The following is a 17,188-nucleotide window of genomic DNA, read 5'->3' as shown; positions in this document are numbered from 1 at the left end:
TTGTATAAGCATTGCTTATAGAATATATATATTTCGATATCACCTTTAACCTTGATTCAGTTAGGTTACAAGTTGGTCGACCAATAGATAATATCTTGACGTCAAAACAATAATAACAGACTCATATCTAACCCCCTTTGCTGACGACAATAGCACGATGGCCCCACCTGATCCCTTACCGAACTCAGAAGTGAAACATCGTCGCGCCAATGGTAGTGTGGTTCGCCCATGTGAGAGTAGGTCATCGTCAGCTCTCTATTCCTGAAAAACCCCCTTCGACATAAGTCGAAGGGGGTTTTTCTTTGCTCGTGGTTTGGTGGGTTAAGCTTTAAATCTTATGTAATTTATAATACAGATAGGCTCGATCCCGTAATTATCTTTATTATCATCGATAAACTGAACCATTATTTTAGTTAGCGGTCGAGCTCCGCCTGGGCGAAAAAAGCCGCCGCCTTACGTATGATTTCATTCGCTTGCTTGAGCTCTTTATTTTCGCGTTCAAGCTCCTTTATGCGTTGATCTTGGCTTTGAGCTTGTACCGAGGCAGGAATAGTTTGCTCGATATGTTTTTTATGCCACGATCGCAGGGTTTCAGGCGTACAGCCAGTCTTTGAGGCTATAGCTTGGATGGCTGACCATGTGGAAGGATAGTCGCTTGACGCTTCAATCAGCATGCGAACGGCGCGTTCTTTAATCTCAGGGGTGTAGTTTCGTGTTTTCATTGTCGTATTCTCTCAGAATGTTGAGCCTCCGACAATACCGGGGCGGTTCAGTTTTTAGGAAAGTCTCAAAGATTTACCGCTATTAAAATAATTCGCCCATCTCTACTACTTCCTCAAAATCAAATCCCAACTGTTCGCCTTTACGCTGTTTGATCTGCTCAATACGCAGCTTACGTCCAGAAACCAGCCGTAATACCTCACGGCGCTGTTCAGTCGTCATGTTATGCCATAATTGACGCTCAGGTCGACTACGCAAGCAGCCAAAACAATACCCTTTTTTATTACTCTGGCAAACACCAATACAGGGATTGGCAATCTCGAACAGCTCAATCTGTTGGTTCATGGCGACTCCATTGCTAATAATCTCGTTCCTTCGATTTTTATAAGCCAATTGTTATTCTACTATTATGTCTCAAATATTGAATAGTGGTGTGCCATTTTATTATTACTGTTTTCATTGTTCGGGTGCTATGCTTGGTTTTAGTTATCTATAAAAATAATCATAACAACCTTAATAAGTGAGATTATACGTGAACATTATTTATATTCATGGCTTAGACAGCGATGCAAATTCTACAAAAGGCATGGTATTGGAACATTATTGTCAGCAGTATCACCCTGATATCAATGTAGTACGACTTGATTTCAATAAGACGCCTGACCAAGTTTTTAGTCAGATACTGTCATTCATTGCAGGTTTAAAGCATAACGATAATATTGAAGATGAGCAGTTTGAATCGTCAAATACCGTATTGGTCGGCAGCTCATTAGGTGGGTACTTTTCTACCTTAATCAGCAATTATACGGGTTGCCCAGCGTTGCTACTAAACCCCAGCACTCAGCCACATGTTACTCTAAAGCGATTTGCTAACGATTTGGCTCTGAAAAATGATGTTAAAGAGGAGGGTTTGCGCAGTAAGATTATCCATTCGACAGCGGGAGGTTGGCATATTAGTCAGGCAGATTTGCAATGGTTTGAGGAACATCAATTATTGACTGTTAATTATCCTAATAAAGTGTCTGTACTAATCAAGGAAGGCGATGAGCTGTTGAATCCTGAACTGTCTAAAATATTTTATCAAGAGCAAGGAGCTATGGTCACTCTACAAGCGGGTGGCGATCACAGGTTTAGCGATTTTGGTGAGCAATTGCCAAAGGTGATTGATATGCTACAGCAGTTGCTCTAAGTTCAAATAAAGCTGACATAGCGTATTAAATAGACGACATTATCTGACGTGAGCGACTGACTATTACCGTTACCGTCGCTATTTTTCGTTATAATGGTTTAATAGAATTAATCGTATATGAATATTTAAGGATGCATTTGTGAGTCAGTATAATGCGCAATCATTAGAAGTTTTAGAAGGGCTTGAGCCAGTACGTCGTCGTCCCGGTATGTATACTGATACCACTCGCCCCAATCATTTGGCGCAAGAAGTTATTGATAACTCCGTCGATGAGGCATTGGGTGGTTACGCCAAAACTATCAAGGTTCAATTGCATAGTGATGGGTCGCTGTCGGTTGAGGATGATGGTCGGGGTATGCCGACAGATACTCACCCTGAGTTCAATCAATCGGGTATCGAGCTGATTTTGACCCGTTTGCATGCTGGTGGTAAATTTTCGACCTCTAATTATGAAGTTTCGGGCGGTTTGCATGGCGTCGGTATTTCTGTCGTTAATGCCTTGTCGACGCGAGTTGAAGTCACGGTATGGCGTGATAGCATGCAGTTTGAGATGGCGTTTGAAAATGGCGCGCCAGTGACGGCGCTAACTGAGACGATTAGCTCCAATAAGCGTAAACGTGGCACTAGGGTACGCTTTTGGGCAGATGGCAGCTTTTTTGATACGCCTAAATTTAATATTAAGCAGCTTAAACATAATTTAAAAGCTAAAGCTGTGCTAGCAGCGGGATTGACGATTGAGTTCGTTGACGATATCAATAATGAAAAAGTCGTTTGGCAGTTTACTGATGGGGTCGTTGAGTATTTAAGCGCGCAGCTAGACGGTCTTGAGACATTGCCGCCTGAGCCTTTTTATTATCATTACGATGCTAAGAAAGGCGAGCGAGCTGGTATTACTTTTGCGTTGTCTTGGTTGCCTGATGGCGGAACGCCAATTCAAGAAAGCTACGTAAACCTGATTCCGACCGCTCAAGGCGGTACTCATGTTAATGGTTTGCGCACCGGTATTTTAGAAGCGTTACGTGAGTTTTGTGATATTCATAACTTACTTCCCCGCAGTGTCAAGTTGACCGCAGAAGACGTATGGGACGGGGTTAATTATATCTTGTCGCTTAAATTTTCTGAGCCGCAATTTTCGGGTCAAACCAAAGAGCGTTTATCAAGTCGTGAGGCGGCAGCGGCGGTACAAACGCTGGCAAAAGATGCCTTTAGCTTGTGGTTAAATCAGCATGCAGATATGGGCGCGCAGATTGCAGAGCTGGCAATTAACAAAGCGGGACGCCGTCTTAAATCGGCCAAAAAAGTCGCCCGTAAAAAAATCACCCAAGGTCCAGCACTGCCTGGGAAGTTAGCGGATTGCCGTGGTGATTTGCGTGATGGGGCTGAGCTGTTTTTGGTGGAAGGGGACTCTGCAGGTGGTAGTGCAAAGCAAGCCCGTGACCGTCATTATCAGGCGATATTACCTTTGCGTGGTAAAATTTTAAATACGTGGGAGGTATCCTCAGATACGGTGCTATCTAGTCAAGAGATTCACGATATTGCGATTGCAATCGGTGTTGATCCGGCATCTGATGATTTGTCTGAGCTGCGTTATGACAAGGTATGTATTTTAGCGGATGCGGACTCCGATGGACTGCATATTGCGACGTTGATCTGTGCTCTATTCGTTAAGCACTTTCCTGCCTTGGTAGATGCTGGTCATTTATTCGTGGCAATGCCGCCGTTATATCGCGTTGATGTGGCTAAAGAGGTGCATTATGCGTTGGATGAAACGGAGCTTCAGCATATTTTAGCCAATGTACCAGGCAATAAAAAAGCGCAAATTACGCGTTTTAAAGGCTTAGGCGAGATGAGTGCAGAGCAATTGCGAGAAACAACTATGAACCGTGACACACGCCGTTTGGTACAGTTAGATATGGATGACATGGTGTTGACGAATAGTGTGATGGACATGCTATTGGCTAAAAAGCGTGCTGCTGATCGTAAGTCTTGGCTTGAGGATAAGGGTAATCTAGCTGATATTTCATAATAATAATGAGAGCCCTCATTTTTAGTTATCACATAAATTATAGTTATGATTGAGTAAGCTATAACATAACAAAAGCGTGCTAAATCCAGATTAGTGATACAAGCTTAATGGTATTATACGGGTATCTTTTACTATATGGTGCCGTCATGACATCAAAATTGTTTAATCGCTCTAACGCTGCAGGCTCTAAGTCTGCACGATCTAAGATATTACCAGCGCTTAGTAAAAAACAGCTGGGTAATTTGGTTCCTAGAAGGGGTAATAAGTTTGCGCCCATTATCGCTTCAGCGTTCTTGAAAGCGACAGGCTGGCGTACGGTTGGTGAAATTCCAGATATCTCACAGGCAGTAGTGTTAGCGCTTCCGCATACATCGAATGTCGATGGTGTATATGCGATACCTAGTTTGTTTGCGCTCGATTTGAAAATCAGTATTATGGGCAAGCATACGTTATTTAAAGTACCGGTACTTGCACAATTGTTGCATTGGATAGGTATGGTTCCTATTGATCGCCGTAATAAAGGCTCCGTACTACAAGCGAGTATTGATAAATTTAAAACAGGTGAGCCATTGTTTTTAGGGTTGTCGCCAGAAGGTACGCGTCAATACACCAAAGATTGGAAGTCAGGCTTTTATTATTTAGCAGTGGGTGCTGGTGTACCCATCTTGCCGGTTGCGATGGATTACAATACTAAAGAGATACGCTTTATGCCTTTGGTTCATCCTACCGGAGATATCGAAGCCGACTTACCAAAAATATATGCGCAGTATCAAGGTGTGATCCCAAGACATCCTGAGCGTTTATCGCAGCCACTACAGGATGTTAATAAATCAGCTGATTAGTTTTTTAATATATAGTCGGTGAAAAGTAAGATCGATACAACACCTACTACTGGTGTAAATTTTTCTTGCTTGCTGTGCCTACGCAGACAGAGGCTGCAAAAAATTTACACCAGCAATACGGTAGCGACTTTAAAGTATTTCAACTATAGTAGCTGATAATATTTATAAAAAAATCCCTGATATCAATATCAGGAATTTTTTGTTTACGCTCATTAATTTTGAGCCGTTACCCATAAGGGCTTTATGAAATTGCTTACAATTAAACGGGTTATAAAGATGGCTAACGGTTAGCAGTGCTTACACCGCCATCAACGGGCAAATTAGTACCGGTAATCATAGAAGCATCATCGCTCGCTAAAAAAGTAATCACTGCAGCAATATCACTTGGCGTGGCACAGCGTCCTAATGGACTATTATCTGGCAATTCATCTATATTTGCTTGAATATCTGTTATATCAGTATTTTGAATGGCATCTGATACATCGCTCTGAGTGACGCTTGGAGTGACTGCATTGACGCGCACTCCATCTGCACTGTGCTCTGAAGCCAATGTACGAGTTAAATCAGTGATACCTGAGAGTGCAGCATCATAAGTTGCTGCACTAGTTGCTGCACTCTGATCGCTACTGCAAGCTGCAAATGAAGGGACGTTAATGATATTACCTTTACTCTGTATTAAGTGCGGCATAGCCGTCTGACAGACATATAAGGTTTCGCTTAAATAGTCATCAATGGCTAGATGCTCCTGTTCAGTAGATACTCCACCATTGTCACCTTGCGTCGTTTGTGCTGCGTTATTCACCAATATATCAATTTTTTCAAATTTATCGATGACTCTTTTTATCATCTCTTGTACTTGGCTCTCGACACCAATGTCACAAGCAATGGTTAAAAAGTTTTCGGTATGAATCCATGTATGGTCTTGTGGGAACCTTTCAGTGATTTGGTTTAATATGTCAGCAGAGCGTCCAACTAGTATAACGTTGGCACCTTCATTCGCAAAACGAATAGCGGTTGCACGACCGATATGTGAGTCGGCACCTGTTACGACGACTGTTTTTTCTTTAAAGCGTTTCATGATGGGCAGTCCTTGTTATCATCAGAGAGTTATTTGATAAATAAATGGGCTAATTATATTGTAAGGTAGCATGCGCATTAATTCATTCCTCAATACGCGAGTAATGCCGCTTTTATATCATCATAACAAGTCACTGTACTGAAAGCGACCGTGTATAATTGCTATTATGTAGTTTGTTTTTTATTAAATAGTCTTGCAGCAGCAGTTGCATTTATCCGCTGTATACCAATTGCGCCGCTTACAACAGTCTATTTTTTCAGACAAAAATGTGGTGACTGTGCCCAGTAATTCAACGACAGTAATGTTTGATGGAAGCTGTCTTATGAATGAAAGCGCCTGTTATTCGCAAGCAGATATCTTAAAGATAATATTGCCGGATATACCAGTGATTGAGAGGGACTATCAAGCGCAATATTCTTAGTACCAGCTACCATTGGGTCAATTTAACCTAGTAGAGTTGGTGATATATTTGTCCGATGACATGTCATCAGCTGATATTGGGACACTATATAGAGCAGCTTTTAATGCTGTAAATATATGGTGCAAGACTCATCTATTACAGGTACGCTTAAATATCTCGATTCCATCTCGCCCTAATAAGCCTAACTAAAATTATTTATCATGAGCCATAAAAAAGACAGCCTAAGCTGTCTTTTTTATAGAATAAATTAATAACGATAGATTAGTTTAGATTATTAGGACCATCGATATCACTATCGTCAGTGGCAATATGATTGATATCTACCGTAGAAGAATTTACATCACTGGTCGAGCGTAAGTTATTGGGCGTGATGGTATTATTATCTACTTGGGTTGTGCTGCTACCAAAGGTATCAGTCTCTGTGCTGACGATAGGCGTAGTAGAAGTACGTGGCGCGACCGTTGTGGTAGCTGCACTTGGCGTATTGTCATGTACTGAAGCAGCAACCTTATCTTGAGTCGATGAACTTGGCGTCAAAGCAGATTTTGCTTTTGCTTCTTCACGTTCTCTGTCCATTTTGTCCTGCATTTTGCGTAAGAAACGTGCTGCTGCTTCTTGACCACCTAGACCAAACGATAGAGCAAATGCCACAGCAACGGCACCTAAGGTTAAGCCAAATGCTAGGTTAACAATAGAATCCGCAATACCCATCGCTTTTAGACCCATGGCAAGGACTAAGCCCATGATCAAAACGCGTACGATATTTGCTAGAAATTGTGAACCTTGTTCAGAGCGCTCAACGACACCAGCGATAATGTTTGCAAGCCAGAAACCAATAAATAGGATGATTGCGCCTAGGATGATATTGGCACCAAAAGCAATAAACATTGCAATGATTGCTGAGATAGGCTCAAAACCTAATAAGTCAGCAGCGGCGATAGAGGCAAATAACATGGCAAAAAATACAATGGCATAGCCAACTAAGTCAGAAACCTTTTTATTACCCATGGTCTGTTGTAGACCAACTTTGGCAGGTAACTGATTGATTTGTGTATTTTCAAGTAAGCCTTTGATGATGTTCGCAACCATACGTACAACATAGAAAGTCACAACCAAGATCGCAATTGCCATAAAGATATTTGGCAAGGCTTCCATGATTTTATTTAACATGTTGGTTGCAGGACGAGCGATTACATCAACTTTTAGTGCATTTAAAGCGGCAATAATCGTTGGAATAATCACTACTAAAAACGCTAAAGAACCTGCAATGTTTGGCAAACTGTTTTGTTCGCTTAAACCAGCTTTGGTTGCAAGATTTTGTACATCAAAAGTAGAAACAAGATTGGTTACGATGCCACGTACCACTTTAGCGATGATGTAACCCACCACGAATACCACAGCAGCAATCAGAATATTAGGGATAAAGCTGAAGATTTTATCAACCATATTGGTCAATGGGGCAAATAAACCGTCAAGCTGTAATTGACCAAGTACCATGGTCAATACTACTAACAGAATGAACCAATAAACCATATCAGCAATCGTGCTGCTCATTGGTTTGACACCAGCTTTTGCACTCAAACGCTCATCCATTGAGGTTTTTGAAAGCGCAGCATTGATGGCAGTACGTGCAACCGTTGCAATAACCCAACCGATGACACCAACTGCGATTGCAGCGATAAGATTAGGGATAAAGGTTAATACTTGGTTGACCATATTAGCAAATGGCGCTGAAATAGAGTTTAGGTTTAACTGACTTAATGCGCCAGAAATGGCAATAATGAAAATAAACCAAAAAACAATCTTAGAAATAATGCCTTCTAAGTCATAGCTTTTACCAGTTGAAGAGTTCATATGTTGGTTGAGATTGATCTTAGACAGCACGCCGCGTACTAGCGCAGCAATGCCCAAGGCGATAAGCCAACCAATGATAAAAATAAGAATAGCACCGATGATGGAGCCAATAGGGCCACCCAGATAACCGTTGAATGATGTAAACATTGGATTCATCCTGTTCTCCTCTAATGATCGTGTGTCTGCTATACGATAATAAAACCACTTTGATTCAAGCGTTTTATTTGAGGTAAACACACACCTATTTATTGATATTTTTAATTAAAAATTATTTGAAAACTTCATTTTAGTGCTTTTATAAGAAATCAGTACTTAACAAACAGTAGTCATTGTTAAAAAAAATTACCTTTTGTTATTTCTTTCCTTAATCAATTTAGCTTAACTTATGTAATCATGGATTTAAAGATAGAAAGCTTAACGTCTTACTATAGTTGTGTGATAAGTTGTTATTTTTGTGGTAAATATTAACATAGACTGTACATTTGACCGATAATTTCAAGTGAGTCATAGCAGGAAAATCTAAGATTTGCTATTATAGAAGAATGTGACATCTCGCCACTATTATTAAAATTTGAGAGCATTTTATGAAAAAAATCACTACCCTAAGCATCAGTGCCCTGGCTAGCGCTATGTTATTAATTACAGGCTGTAGCGCAAACAACGGTAATAAAGAAACTGCTGCCAAAAGTGTTTCAGTTACTGAACAAAGCCCTGCCAAGGAAAAAGTAGGTTATAGCTTGGGCTATATGATGGCAGAAGGGAATAAAGAAGCGGTTGGGGATCTGAACCTTGATACTTTTGAAAAAGGCTTCCGTGATGGCTATGAAGGTAAAAAAGCGGCATTGACAGAAGAGCAAATGCAAGAAGTGTTAACGACCTATCAAAAAGAACAGGAAGCGAAGTTTGTGAAAGATATGGAATCTAAAGCGGGTGCAAACAAAACCAAGGGCTCAGCATTCTTAGTAGAGAATGGCAAAAAAGCCGGCGTGAAAACCACTGCTTCTGGCCTACAATATAAAGTAGTGACCGCAGGTACTGGTAAATCACCAAAAGCTACGGATGTGGTTGAAGTAAACTATGAAGGTAAATTGATTGACGGTACCGTATTCGACAGCTCATATGAGCGCGGTGAGCCAGTTGAATTCCCACTTAATCAAGTGATTGCTGGCTGGACTGAAGGTCTACAGTTGATGAAAGAGGGTGGTAAATACGAGTTTTATATCCCATCTGATATCGCTTATGGCGAAGCGGGTAACGCAGGTATCGAGCCTAACAGCACGCTTATCTTTACCGTTGAACTATTAAAAGTAAAATAATTAGAAGTAAATAATGCTTATTTAGCATTGATATAGCAGAAGTCATAAAGAAGCCCTCTTAATTTAAGAGGGCTTCTTTTGCTAAAGAATTAGCCTTTAAGCTTTCGAAGTTAATTAGCCATTAGTTAAAGGTTCTTTTGGAAAACTTTAGAGTTACGACCGTTATTATACTTCTCGCGGCGTGCTTCAGGTAAGGCGCTTGCCTCAACTTCAGCAAACCCTTGCTCAACGAACCAGTGCGCCGTACGAGTGGTCAATACAAATAACTTATGTAAACCATGGCTGCGTGCTTGTTGCTCCAAAAATGCCAGTAAATCAGCGCCGCGGCTACCGCTGCGATATTCTGGATGTACCGCGACGCAGGCAACCTCTGCTGAATTTGCATCGAGTGGATAAAGCGCAGCACAACCTAAAATCATGCCATCACGCTCAATGACGCTATAGTTATCAATCTCTTGCACCAAGCGCTCCCGTGAGCGGCTAACCAATATACCTTGCTCTTCTAGTGGCGATAATAGCTTTATCAGCCCCACCACGTCATCGATATCAGCGCGGCGAATCTCTTCATAAGGATCATGGCTAATCAAGGTACCAGAACCATCACGGGTGAATAGCTCTTCAAGTAGCGCACCGTTTTTAGCATAAGAGATAATATGAGTGCGATGAACGCCTTGGCGACAAGCATTACTGGCACAGCTTAAAAAGTAATTAATCTCACAATTGAGATCACGGTCACGTAAGAAGCGATCGACCTCATTTGGAATCATCTCACGTAATAAACGATCATTGTGATTAATACCCACTTCTTCGCCCAAGAAAATAAGCTTATCTGCACCAAGCGCTACGGCTGCACTAAGGGCGACATCTTCAGCGAGCAAGTTGAAAACTTCACCGGTTGCCGAATAGCCCATAGAGCCTAGAATCACAATATGATCGTGTAGTAAGTTATTTTTAATCGCTTCAACGTCGATAGAGCGTACTTCGCCTGTCATCTGGTAATCAACGCCATCACGGATACCATAAGGACGCGCAGTCACAAAATTACCCGAAACTGCATCAATACGTGAGCCATACATAGGTGAGTTTGCAAGCCCCATCGATAGCTGTGCTTCAATCTGCAAGCGAATAGCACCAACCGCTTGTAATATAGAAGGCATCGCGACACGAGGTGTCACACGAATGTCTTGATGCAGTGGCGATTCAATATCAGCATCTTTGAGGTTTTTTTCGATTTGTGGTCGCGCCCCATGCACCAATACCAGCTTGATACCCAAGCTATGCAATAAAGCAAAGTCATGAATCAGTGTACTAAAATTTGGATGATTGACCGCCTCACCACCAAACATAATCACGAACGTTTTGCCGCGATGCGTATTGATATAGGGGGCAGAATTACGGAACCAATGGACGTATTCAGGGTTAATCTGGGGCATGGCGCTAGTAGTCATAGTGGGAGCAATAGTCGTTAGAATAAGAAAAAAGGCGTGACAGAAAATGCCTGTCGCTAAAGGGACACTAAAGATTTACCATAGCAAAAAACGCCGTTATGAGCTATCTTTTATTTCAGTAGCGTCAAAGAGTTTTTACAGCAGATTAACGATATACACAACCTCAACACAGGGTTAATGTACGTATAAATGCTTTTTGTTATGCTAGGCGCTATTGCTTTACCGATAGCTTACGCAGATAATCGATAAAAATAATAATGTTTAAAAGTTAACATGACTGAGTGTGACCATATATGATGGTAAATTGCTTATTGTACTATATTTTTAAAAATCATTAAGTTTTACCGGCTTTGTTTTACCGATACATTAACTAGGGATAATGAATGTCATGAAGAAAAGTAACCATTTTGCGAATCCATTCAGTGCATGGAGCGGACATCGCTTGTTTCATGTTGTCGCCGGTACGCTCGTTGGCGTCATGGCTGTCACCCAAGCATCAGCGATGTTGCCCACACCAGAACAAGCGGTTGATAATTCAGTAGCTGTTCAGTCAAACTTTAATAAAAACAGCCAGTCAAATGCGCAAGCGGTCAACAGTAGAATAACAGCATCATTGATTAGTGTTGATGCCAATGGTGAAGAAGTGCTGGTTCCTGTGGATGCAAATACGCGTTTACAGTCAGGTAATGTCCTAGAGTATCAAGGCTATTTTACCAATACCAATGCTGATCGTGTTCGTAAAATGACAGTGACAATGAGCATCCCTGAACAAGTAGAATTGCTGCGCGCCGTCTCTCCTGATTTTCCTTACGGTAGTGCGGATGGCAATACTTTTGCTCGTATGCCGTTACGCGGAAAAATTGACAATCAGCTGCAAGAAATTCCTTTAAAATTCTATAAAGCAGTACGCTGGGATTTGGAAGGCGTTGGTCTTAATGACACAGTCGCCGTAAAATACCGTGCACGTGTTAAATAGGTTCATGCTTTAATATTTGCTTTATCAAAAGAGCACCGCAGTGATTACTGTGGTGCTTTTTTATCGCCAATTTTTTAATGTCTGTATTTAGTAGCATGCTTTTTATAGCTACTTTTTATAGCTACTTTCTATCTATAGTTGAAATACTTTACAGTCGCTACCGTATTGCTGGTGTAAATTTTTTGCAGCCTCTGTCTGCGTAGGCACAGCAAGCAAGAAAAATTTGCACCAGCAGTAGGTGTTGTATCGATATTACTTTTCACCGACTATATAAATCAAAGAGTAGCGTATTTACTCTTAGATTTTTCGTTAATAAGTTGCTTAATGGCGTTAATCTGGGCGGTAGTGGCTTGCGAGCCAGCAGCAATCAAGGTGCTACGTTGGCTGGTATCTAGTGAGCTGTTATGACCGATATTGGGGATAATCACAATATCAGCACGATCACGTTCATGGCGCATCAGTAGGGCACGATTGATGCTTGATTGTTTAGAGATACTAGACACGTTAGAAACGACATTGTTTTCAAGAAATCCCCAAAAACTGGTTAATGAATTAATGGTCGGTTTTTGGTTGATAGTGGATGTATTAGCGTTAGCAGCAGTCACATCAACGGCGATGATAATATCAGCACCCAAATCACGGGCGCTATCAACCGGCACTAAACTGACCACGCCGCCATCGATATATTTTTTGCCGACTTTTTCAGGGACACGCGGCGCAATAAAAATATTTGGCACACTGCAAGATGCTTGCACGGCAAGTCCTGCATCACCCGTGGTAAAAACGGCTTTTTTTAGCGTGTTTTTTTCAGCGGCAATGGCCGCAAAGGAGATAGGGAAATTTTCTATCGGACGTTTTGCTACTTTAGCATTGATAAAGTTTTTAAGTTTAATACCTTCGATAAATCCTTGGTTGGATAGGGTAAAGTCTGTCAATTCGCTATCAGTGGTTGTCAGTGCTAGGCGCTCAAGCTGCTTTGCAGTATAGCCGCTTGCGTACAAGCTACCCACCAAACTACCGACACTGGTGCCAACGACCAACGTCGGTGTAATGCCGTTTGCTTCTAGCGCCTTAATGACGCCTACATGAGCAAAACCTTTGGCACCGCCACCGCCCAACACTAAGGCTACCGTGGGTTTATGGGTCACTACTGGTGCAGTGGTTGATATGGGCTTCAGACTATTGCAAGCGCTCATCGATAGCCCAAATACGATAAGTGTACTCACACGTGCTACTGTTAAATGAGGCAAGTATTGATATGGGAGCGCAGGAGTAGACATAAAAATTACCTTAAATAATCGCCATAATTTAGCAAAGAAGTCATTAGTGATGGCGATTATATCAATCGCTTATTTGCCTTTATCGCTTTGTGCGGCAGTATTACTAAATAGCTCATTATAAGCAATGGCATTGTCAGTTATAATCGTGATGGCTTAGTATTTTATGAGATATCGTTTAGTCTACTTAGAAAGAGTCACTCATATCATTAGCCCGCTATCATTTTTAAATTGAATTGCCTATATCTTACCCCACTCTCAACTTGAAATAAGCAATTCAAACTGAAGTGGCGGGTTACCAAGTTTTTTGTTGAGTACAAAGCATAGATTATGTGACAGAATTTTACGAATCAATCGATGAGACAAATGCCATAAATCTCTTGCTCGTACCCTTTGTATATTAAATCGTTCTGATAGCTGACCAATGACTGTTTCAACGATACGGCGGGCTTTCATTAGCCGTTTTACCACAGGTTTGGGTCTATCCTCTTTCATGTTAGCTCTGAGTGGCGTTTGTAAATCCACTCCTTGAGCGTCGTAGTACTGAGTGAGACTAGGGCTGATATACCCTTTATCAGCGCCGAGCAAACCATAGATATTGTCAGTAATATCAGGCGCAACCGCTCTTTCATCAACATTGGCAGGAGCAAAGGTAAAGCCTTTAATCATGCCCGATAAGTTAACAAGCAAATGTCCTTCAAAGCCATAGTACCTCTCTTGCTTAGCCGCACAGTAGCTAAAAGCCGCTAAGTCTTGATAGTTTTTATGCCGATAAGCGCGTCCATAATGACAGACGGGTATCGGAAAACCATCCATAAAATGGATGTTGTCACGGCCCTCAAGTTGACTGACGTTATCTTGTATCCGCTGTTTGACTTGCCACAGATTCGCGCAATGCTTTGCGAAGTTAGGATATGAGCCTATGGCTGGAAACCAGGCTTGCCAGTGCTGGGTAAAATATTGCCAAATCTGTTTGTCTTGATCAAGGTTTAAAAATTCACCGACCAGTTCCATGCAAATGATCTCAGGATCACTCAGCTTTGGCGCGTAACCTGCACCTCGCAAGGGTTCAGTAACGACTATTTTGTAATATTGCTCTACCATTAAATAGATATTGATGATAAATTCGTCTATGGGCATCTCATGACTCCGTTGTATTCTTGGTCGAAAACAATAGATTAGTGAGATGCTCTTCTTTTTTCAATCACTTTCGAAGTTGAGAGTGGGGTATATCTTATAAGATAGTACGGGTTTTTGAAATCATACCGCCCAGTCTATAAGACTTTACATTAACTCTGTTAGGATTTTTGATGCCCACATCGCTTAGCCCTATGTCAGCTCATTCATCAGATTCTGTGTTGGACAGTGCAGCAAAACATGCAAGCTCTGATAAGGCCGCCTCGGCACTTGATTTACCAGTGACGGCGCTGGCCGGTGTGGGTCCAAAAGTAGTAGAGCAATTGACCCAGCTGGGTATCAATCGTATCTTTGATTTGTTGCTGCATCTGCCACGTGATTACGAAGATCGCAGTCGCTTGGTATCAATAGGCGATGTTGGTCACGGGCAAGCGGCTTTAATTACAGGGCGAGTAGTACATGTCGATACCAATCGTAGTGGCATGACAGTGATAGTAGATGATGATACCGGTACGATATCGCTACGCTTTTTTAAGGTCTATCGCGGTCTTGCGCAAACAATGAGTGTCGGCACACATCTGCAACTGTTTGGCGAAGTCAAAGTCAGCCGCTATGGCAAGCAGATACATCATCCTGAATATCAGATTATCAGTAGTAATGAAGCCATCGTAAACACGGGTTTAGAGCCGATTTATCCCAGTGTCAAAGGTTTACATCAAAACAAGCTGCGCACCTTAATCAAGCTTGCGCTGCAAACGGTTCGCAGTCAGGGTTTGCCGATGACCTTGTTTACGCCTGAGGATTTTTCAGTGGTGGCAGATTTGCCATTAGCGCCTTTTGAACTTGCTAAATTGTCCGTTGCAGAAACCGATTATCCAGAAGATATATTCTCCACACTCGCACGTAGTGTGCCTGACAATAGTTTTAGTGATAGCAGTTTTAGTGATAGCAGTGTTAGTGATAGCAGTAATAACAGCGTCAATAGAGCTGAGTCCTCTATTTATCATAGTCAAAATAATACCAATAATAATGCCAATTTAGACGCTATGAGCATGGCTAATAATGTCTATAACCTGACGATATTTGAAGCGTTGGTCTTACTGCATACGCCGCCCACTTATACTGACACTGGTCGACAATATCAGCTGCTGACGCAATTAAGCGCCCGCACGCATGCTGCCTGTCAACGTTTAATCATTGAGGAGTTAACCGCTCACCAGCTCAGCTTATTATATCGTCGTCAGCAATTACATAAGCATAAAGCGCCAAAATGTGCTGTCCAAAGTCCATTGGCAGATAAATTATTTGGTGCGCTGCCATTTGACTTAACGGGTGCGCAGAAAAGGGTGATGCAGGATATTACCGCTGATATGGCGACCTCGATACCGATGCTTAGGTTGGTACAAGGCGATGTCGGCGCTGGTAAAACATTGGTTGCAGCGGGCGCGGCGGGTTATGCACTAGATAGTGGCTGGCAAGTCGCTGTCATGGCACCGACGGAGATTTTAGCAGAACAGCATTTGGTTAATTTCAAAAACTGGTTTGAGCCGTTAGGTATTGGCGTTGGCTGGCTTGCTGGTAAGCAAACGGCGAAGCAGCGCCGCGAAGCGTTAGAGGCGGTGAGCGAGAATACCGTACAAATCGTTGTTGGAACACATGCCTTATTCCAAGAGCAGGTAAAATTTGCCAAATTGGGACTGGTCATTATCGATGAACAGCATCGCTTTGGTGTCGAACAACGTATGGCGTTGACCAATAAAGGCGTGGCTGGCAGCACGCCGCACCAGCTGATTATGACCGCAACACCGATCCCGCGCACGCTGGCGATGAGTGTCTATGGCGATATGGATACTTCTATTATCGATGAGTTGCCACCAGGGCGCACACCGATTACTACCGTAACGATTGACCGCAACCGCCGTAACGACGTGATCGAACGCATTGCGGTCAATTGTGAAGCTGGCAGACAAGCGTATTGGGTATGCTCGCTGGTGGAGGAATCGAGCGTGCTAGATGCGCAAGCTGCCGAGGCGACTTATGAAGATTTGAGTGAGCGCTTAGATATCCGTATTGGGTTGGTGCATGGCAAAATGAAAGGTGCTGATAAACAAGCCATTATGCAAGCGTTTAAAGCTGGGCAACTTGATTTGTTGATAGCCACCACAGTAATCGAAGTGGGTGTCGATGTGCCAAATGCTTCACTTATGGTTATTGAAAATGCAGAGCGCTTGGGTCTGTCGCAATTGCACCAGTTACGCGGGCGCGTCGGACGTGGTTCAACCAAAAGCTATTGCGTGCTGCTGTACCAGAAACCCTTATCGGAGACAGGTACTGAACGCTTAAATGTATTGCGTGATAGTACCGATGGTTTTGTGATTGCACAAAAAGATTTAGAGCTGCGAGGCCCTGGTGAGCTGCTTGGCAAACGTCAAACGGGTAACGTTGGTTATTATTTGGCAGATCTTATTCGAGACGAGCAGTTATTTGCCATTGCGCAGCGTTTGGCGAAGCATTTGATCGCAGATCCTGCACGAAAAATCGATGTCAGCCAACTTATCCATCGCTGGATGCCAGAGGCCAGTCGCTATACCAATGCCTAAAAAAGTGCCTAAGATGATTTGGTGAGTAGTACTTAAATTGCGCATGAACAACAAATAAAAAAAGAGGACAGCAAATGCCATCCTCTTTTGTACGTTTAACAAATTCGTATATTTCAACATAAAAATTATTTAGACTTTGTCTCACTCTTAGATTTTTTCTCAGGTTTCTCGGGTTTCTCTTTTTTTGCTTTTTTTAGATCCTTTTTAAGATTTTTAAGGTTTTTATTTTGGTCTTTGATATTTGCCTTGGCTTCTTTTATTTCTTGCTTTAGCGCTTTTACTTTTTCTTTATTAGCCATGATGG

At 42.1% G+C, this 17,188-nt stretch carries 13 protein-coding genes, 1 rRNA gene, 1 pseudogene and 1 other annotated feature; of the genes and pseudogenes, 7 read left to right on the top strand and 8 right to left on the bottom strand.

Annotated elements, in window-relative coordinates; genetic code table 11:
• The first annotated feature begins 139 nt into the window (after window positions 1–139).
• Window positions 140–253, top strand: a 5S ribosomal RNA gene (gene rrf / locus PSYC_RS10870).
• Between the two features lie 64 nt (window positions 254–317).
• Window positions 318–447: a sequence feature (AL1L pseudoknot), on the bottom strand.
• On the opposite strand, the pseudogene PSYC_RS10865 reads toward rrf, so the two are convergent.
• Window positions 346–722, bottom strand: a pseudogene (locus PSYC_RS10865) (transposase); the annotation flags it as partial. (Overlaps the previous feature by 102 nt.)
• 82 nt (window positions 723–804) lie before the next feature.
• Window positions 805–1,065 (bottom strand): DUF1289 domain-containing protein, encoded by a 261-nt coding sequence (locus PSYC_RS10860; protein WP_011281349.1) that lies wholly within the window; start codon window positions 1,063–1,065, stop codon window positions 805–807.
• A gap of 187 nt (window positions 1,066–1,252) precedes the next feature.
• Here PSYC_RS10860 and PSYC_RS10855 point away from each other — a divergent pair, with 187 nt between their 5' ends.
• From PSYC_RS10855 to PSYC_RS10845, 3 genes are all read left to right on the top strand, one after another.
• Window positions 1,253–1,909: a YqiA/YcfP family alpha/beta fold hydrolase gene (locus PSYC_RS10855; protein WP_011281348.1), complete on the top strand. Its 657-nt coding sequence runs from the start codon at window positions 1,253–1,255 to the stop codon at window positions 1,907–1,909.
• A gap of 139 nt (window positions 1,910–2,048) precedes the next feature.
• Complete coding sequence (gene parE, locus PSYC_RS10850; RefSeq protein ID WP_011281347.1) at window positions 2,049–3,935, top strand: DNA topoisomerase IV subunit B; 1,887 nt, start codon at window positions 2,049–2,051, stop codon at window positions 3,933–3,935.
• 146 nt (window positions 3,936–4,081) lie between these two features.
• Entirely contained in the window at window positions 4,082–4,777 is a 696-nt protein-coding gene (locus PSYC_RS10845; RefSeq protein ID WP_049750928.1) for a lysophospholipid acyltransferase family protein, read from the top strand.
• A gap of 280 nt (window positions 4,778–5,057) precedes the next feature.
• Here the strand turns inward: PSYC_RS10845 and PSYC_RS10840 are convergent, their stop codons facing one another.
• Both PSYC_RS10840 and PSYC_RS10835 read right to left on the bottom strand, forming a co-directional pair.
• A complete protein-coding gene (locus PSYC_RS10840; RefSeq protein ID WP_011281345.1) occupies window positions 5,058–5,855 on the bottom strand; it encodes an SDR family NAD(P)-dependent oxidoreductase in 798 nt (265 codons plus the stop codon).
• A gap of 682 nt (window positions 5,856–6,537) precedes the next feature.
• The gene (locus PSYC_RS10835) at window positions 6,538–8,286 is read right to left on the bottom strand and encodes a mechanosensitive ion channel (RefSeq protein ID WP_011281344.1); all 1,749 of its coding nucleotides are present in this window, start codon (window positions 8,284–8,286) and stop codon (window positions 6,538–6,540) included.
• A gap of 428 nt (window positions 8,287–8,714) precedes the next feature.
• Between PSYC_RS10835 and PSYC_RS10830 the strand changes: the two genes are divergently transcribed.
• Window positions 8,715–9,446, top strand: coding sequence for an FKBP-type peptidyl-prolyl cis-trans isomerase (locus tag PSYC_RS10830; protein ID WP_011281343.1), 732 nt, complete (start codon window positions 8,715–8,717; stop codon window positions 9,444–9,446).
• A 125-nt stretch (window positions 9,447–9,571) separates the two neighbouring features.
• Here PSYC_RS10830 and argA read toward each other — a convergent pair whose 3' ends face one another.
• Window positions 9,572–10,894: an amino-acid N-acetyltransferase gene (argA, locus tag PSYC_RS10825; protein ID WP_011281342.1), complete on the bottom strand. Its 1,323-nt coding sequence runs from the start codon at window positions 10,892–10,894 to the stop codon at window positions 9,572–9,574.
• A gap of 388 nt (window positions 10,895–11,282) precedes the next feature.
• Between argA and PSYC_RS10820 the strand changes: the two genes are divergently transcribed.
• The gene (locus PSYC_RS10820; RefSeq protein ID WP_011281341.1) at window positions 11,283–11,870 is read left to right on the top strand and encodes a hypothetical protein; all 588 of its coding nucleotides are present in this window, start codon (window positions 11,283–11,285) and stop codon (window positions 11,868–11,870) included.
• A gap of 275 nt (window positions 11,871–12,145) precedes the next feature.
• On the opposite strand, the gene PSYC_RS10815 is transcribed toward PSYC_RS10820, so the two are convergent.
• Together PSYC_RS10815 and PSYC_RS10810 are read right to left on the bottom strand one after the other, a co-directional pair.
• On the bottom strand, window positions 12,146–13,150 hold the full coding sequence (locus PSYC_RS10815; RefSeq protein WP_011281340.1) for a patatin-like phospholipase family protein: 1,005 nt from the start codon (window positions 13,148–13,150) through the stop codon (window positions 12,146–12,148).
• 255 nt (window positions 13,151–13,405) lie between these two features.
• Window positions 13,406–14,287 carry an IS982 family transposase gene (locus tag PSYC_RS10810; protein ID WP_011279666.1) on the bottom strand — a complete coding sequence of 294 codons (882 nt, stop codon included), beginning with the start codon at window positions 14,285–14,287 and terminating at the stop codon, window positions 13,406–13,408.
• A gap of 170 nt (window positions 14,288–14,457) precedes the next feature.
• On the opposite strand from PSYC_RS10810, the gene recG reads away from it, so the two are divergent.
• Complete coding sequence (recG, locus tag PSYC_RS10805; RefSeq protein WP_011281339.1) at window positions 14,458–16,884, top strand: ATP-dependent DNA helicase RecG; 2,427 nt, start codon at window positions 14,458–14,460, stop codon at window positions 16,882–16,884.
• A 125-nt stretch (window positions 16,885–17,009) separates the two neighbouring features.
• On the opposite strand, the gene PSYC_RS11720 is transcribed toward recG, so the two are convergent.
• Window positions 17,010–17,183, bottom strand: coding sequence for a hypothetical protein (locus PSYC_RS11720; RefSeq protein ID WP_187147100.1), 174 nt, complete (start codon window positions 17,181–17,183; stop codon window positions 17,010–17,012).
• Window positions 17,184–17,188 lie beyond the last annotated feature (5 nt).

This window comes from Psychrobacter arcticus 273-4, from assembly GCF_000012305.1.
In the GTDB taxonomy this organism is placed as follows: Bacteria; Pseudomonadota; Gammaproteobacteria; order Pseudomonadales; family Moraxellaceae; genus Psychrobacter; species Psychrobacter arcticus.
Note: the sequence above shows the minus strand (reverse complement) of the source record. Positions and strands in the feature narration are given on the sequence as shown.

Excerpts from the sequence above, each read along its gene's own strand:
- PSYC_RS10860 (WP_011281349.1), bottom strand. The coding sequence starts at position 1,065 with ATGAACCAACAGATTGAGCTGTTCGAGATTGCCAATCCCTGTATTGGT.
- PSYC_RS10845 (WP_049750928.1), top strand. The coding sequence starts at position 4,082 with ATGACATCAAAATTGTTTAATCGCTCTAACGCTGCAGGCTCTAAGTCT.
- PSYC_RS10840 (WP_011281345.1), bottom strand. The coding sequence starts at position 5,855 with ATGAAACGCTTTAAAGAAAAAACAGTCGTCGTAACAGGTGCCGACTCA.
- PSYC_RS10835 (WP_011281344.1), bottom strand. The coding sequence starts at position 8,286 with ATGAATCCAATGTTTACATCATTCAACGGTTATCTGGGTGGCCCTATT.
- PSYC_RS10830 (WP_011281343.1), top strand. The coding sequence starts at position 8,715 with ATGAAAAAAATCACTACCCTAAGCATCAGTGCCCTGGCTAGCGCTATG.
- argA (WP_011281342.1), bottom strand. The coding sequence starts at position 10,894 with ATGACTACTAGCGCCATGCCCCAGATTAACCCTGAATACGTCCATTGG.
- PSYC_RS10820 (WP_011281341.1), top strand. The coding sequence starts at position 11,283 with ATGAAGAAAAGTAACCATTTTGCGAATCCATTCAGTGCATGGAGCGGA.
- PSYC_RS10815 (WP_011281340.1), bottom strand. The coding sequence starts at position 13,150 with ATGTCTACTCCTGCGCTCCCATATCAATACTTGCCTCATTTAACAGTA.
- PSYC_RS10810 (WP_011279666.1), bottom strand. The coding sequence starts at position 14,287 with ATGCCCATAGACGAATTTATCATCAATATCTATTTAATGGTAGAGCAA.
- recG (WP_011281339.1), top strand. The coding sequence starts at position 14,458 with ATGCCCACATCGCTTAGCCCTATGTCAGCTCATTCATCAGATTCTGTG.
- PSYC_RS11720 (WP_187147100.1), bottom strand. The coding sequence starts at position 17,183 with ATGGCTAATAAAGAAAAAGTAAAAGCGCTAAAGCAAGAAATAAAAGAA.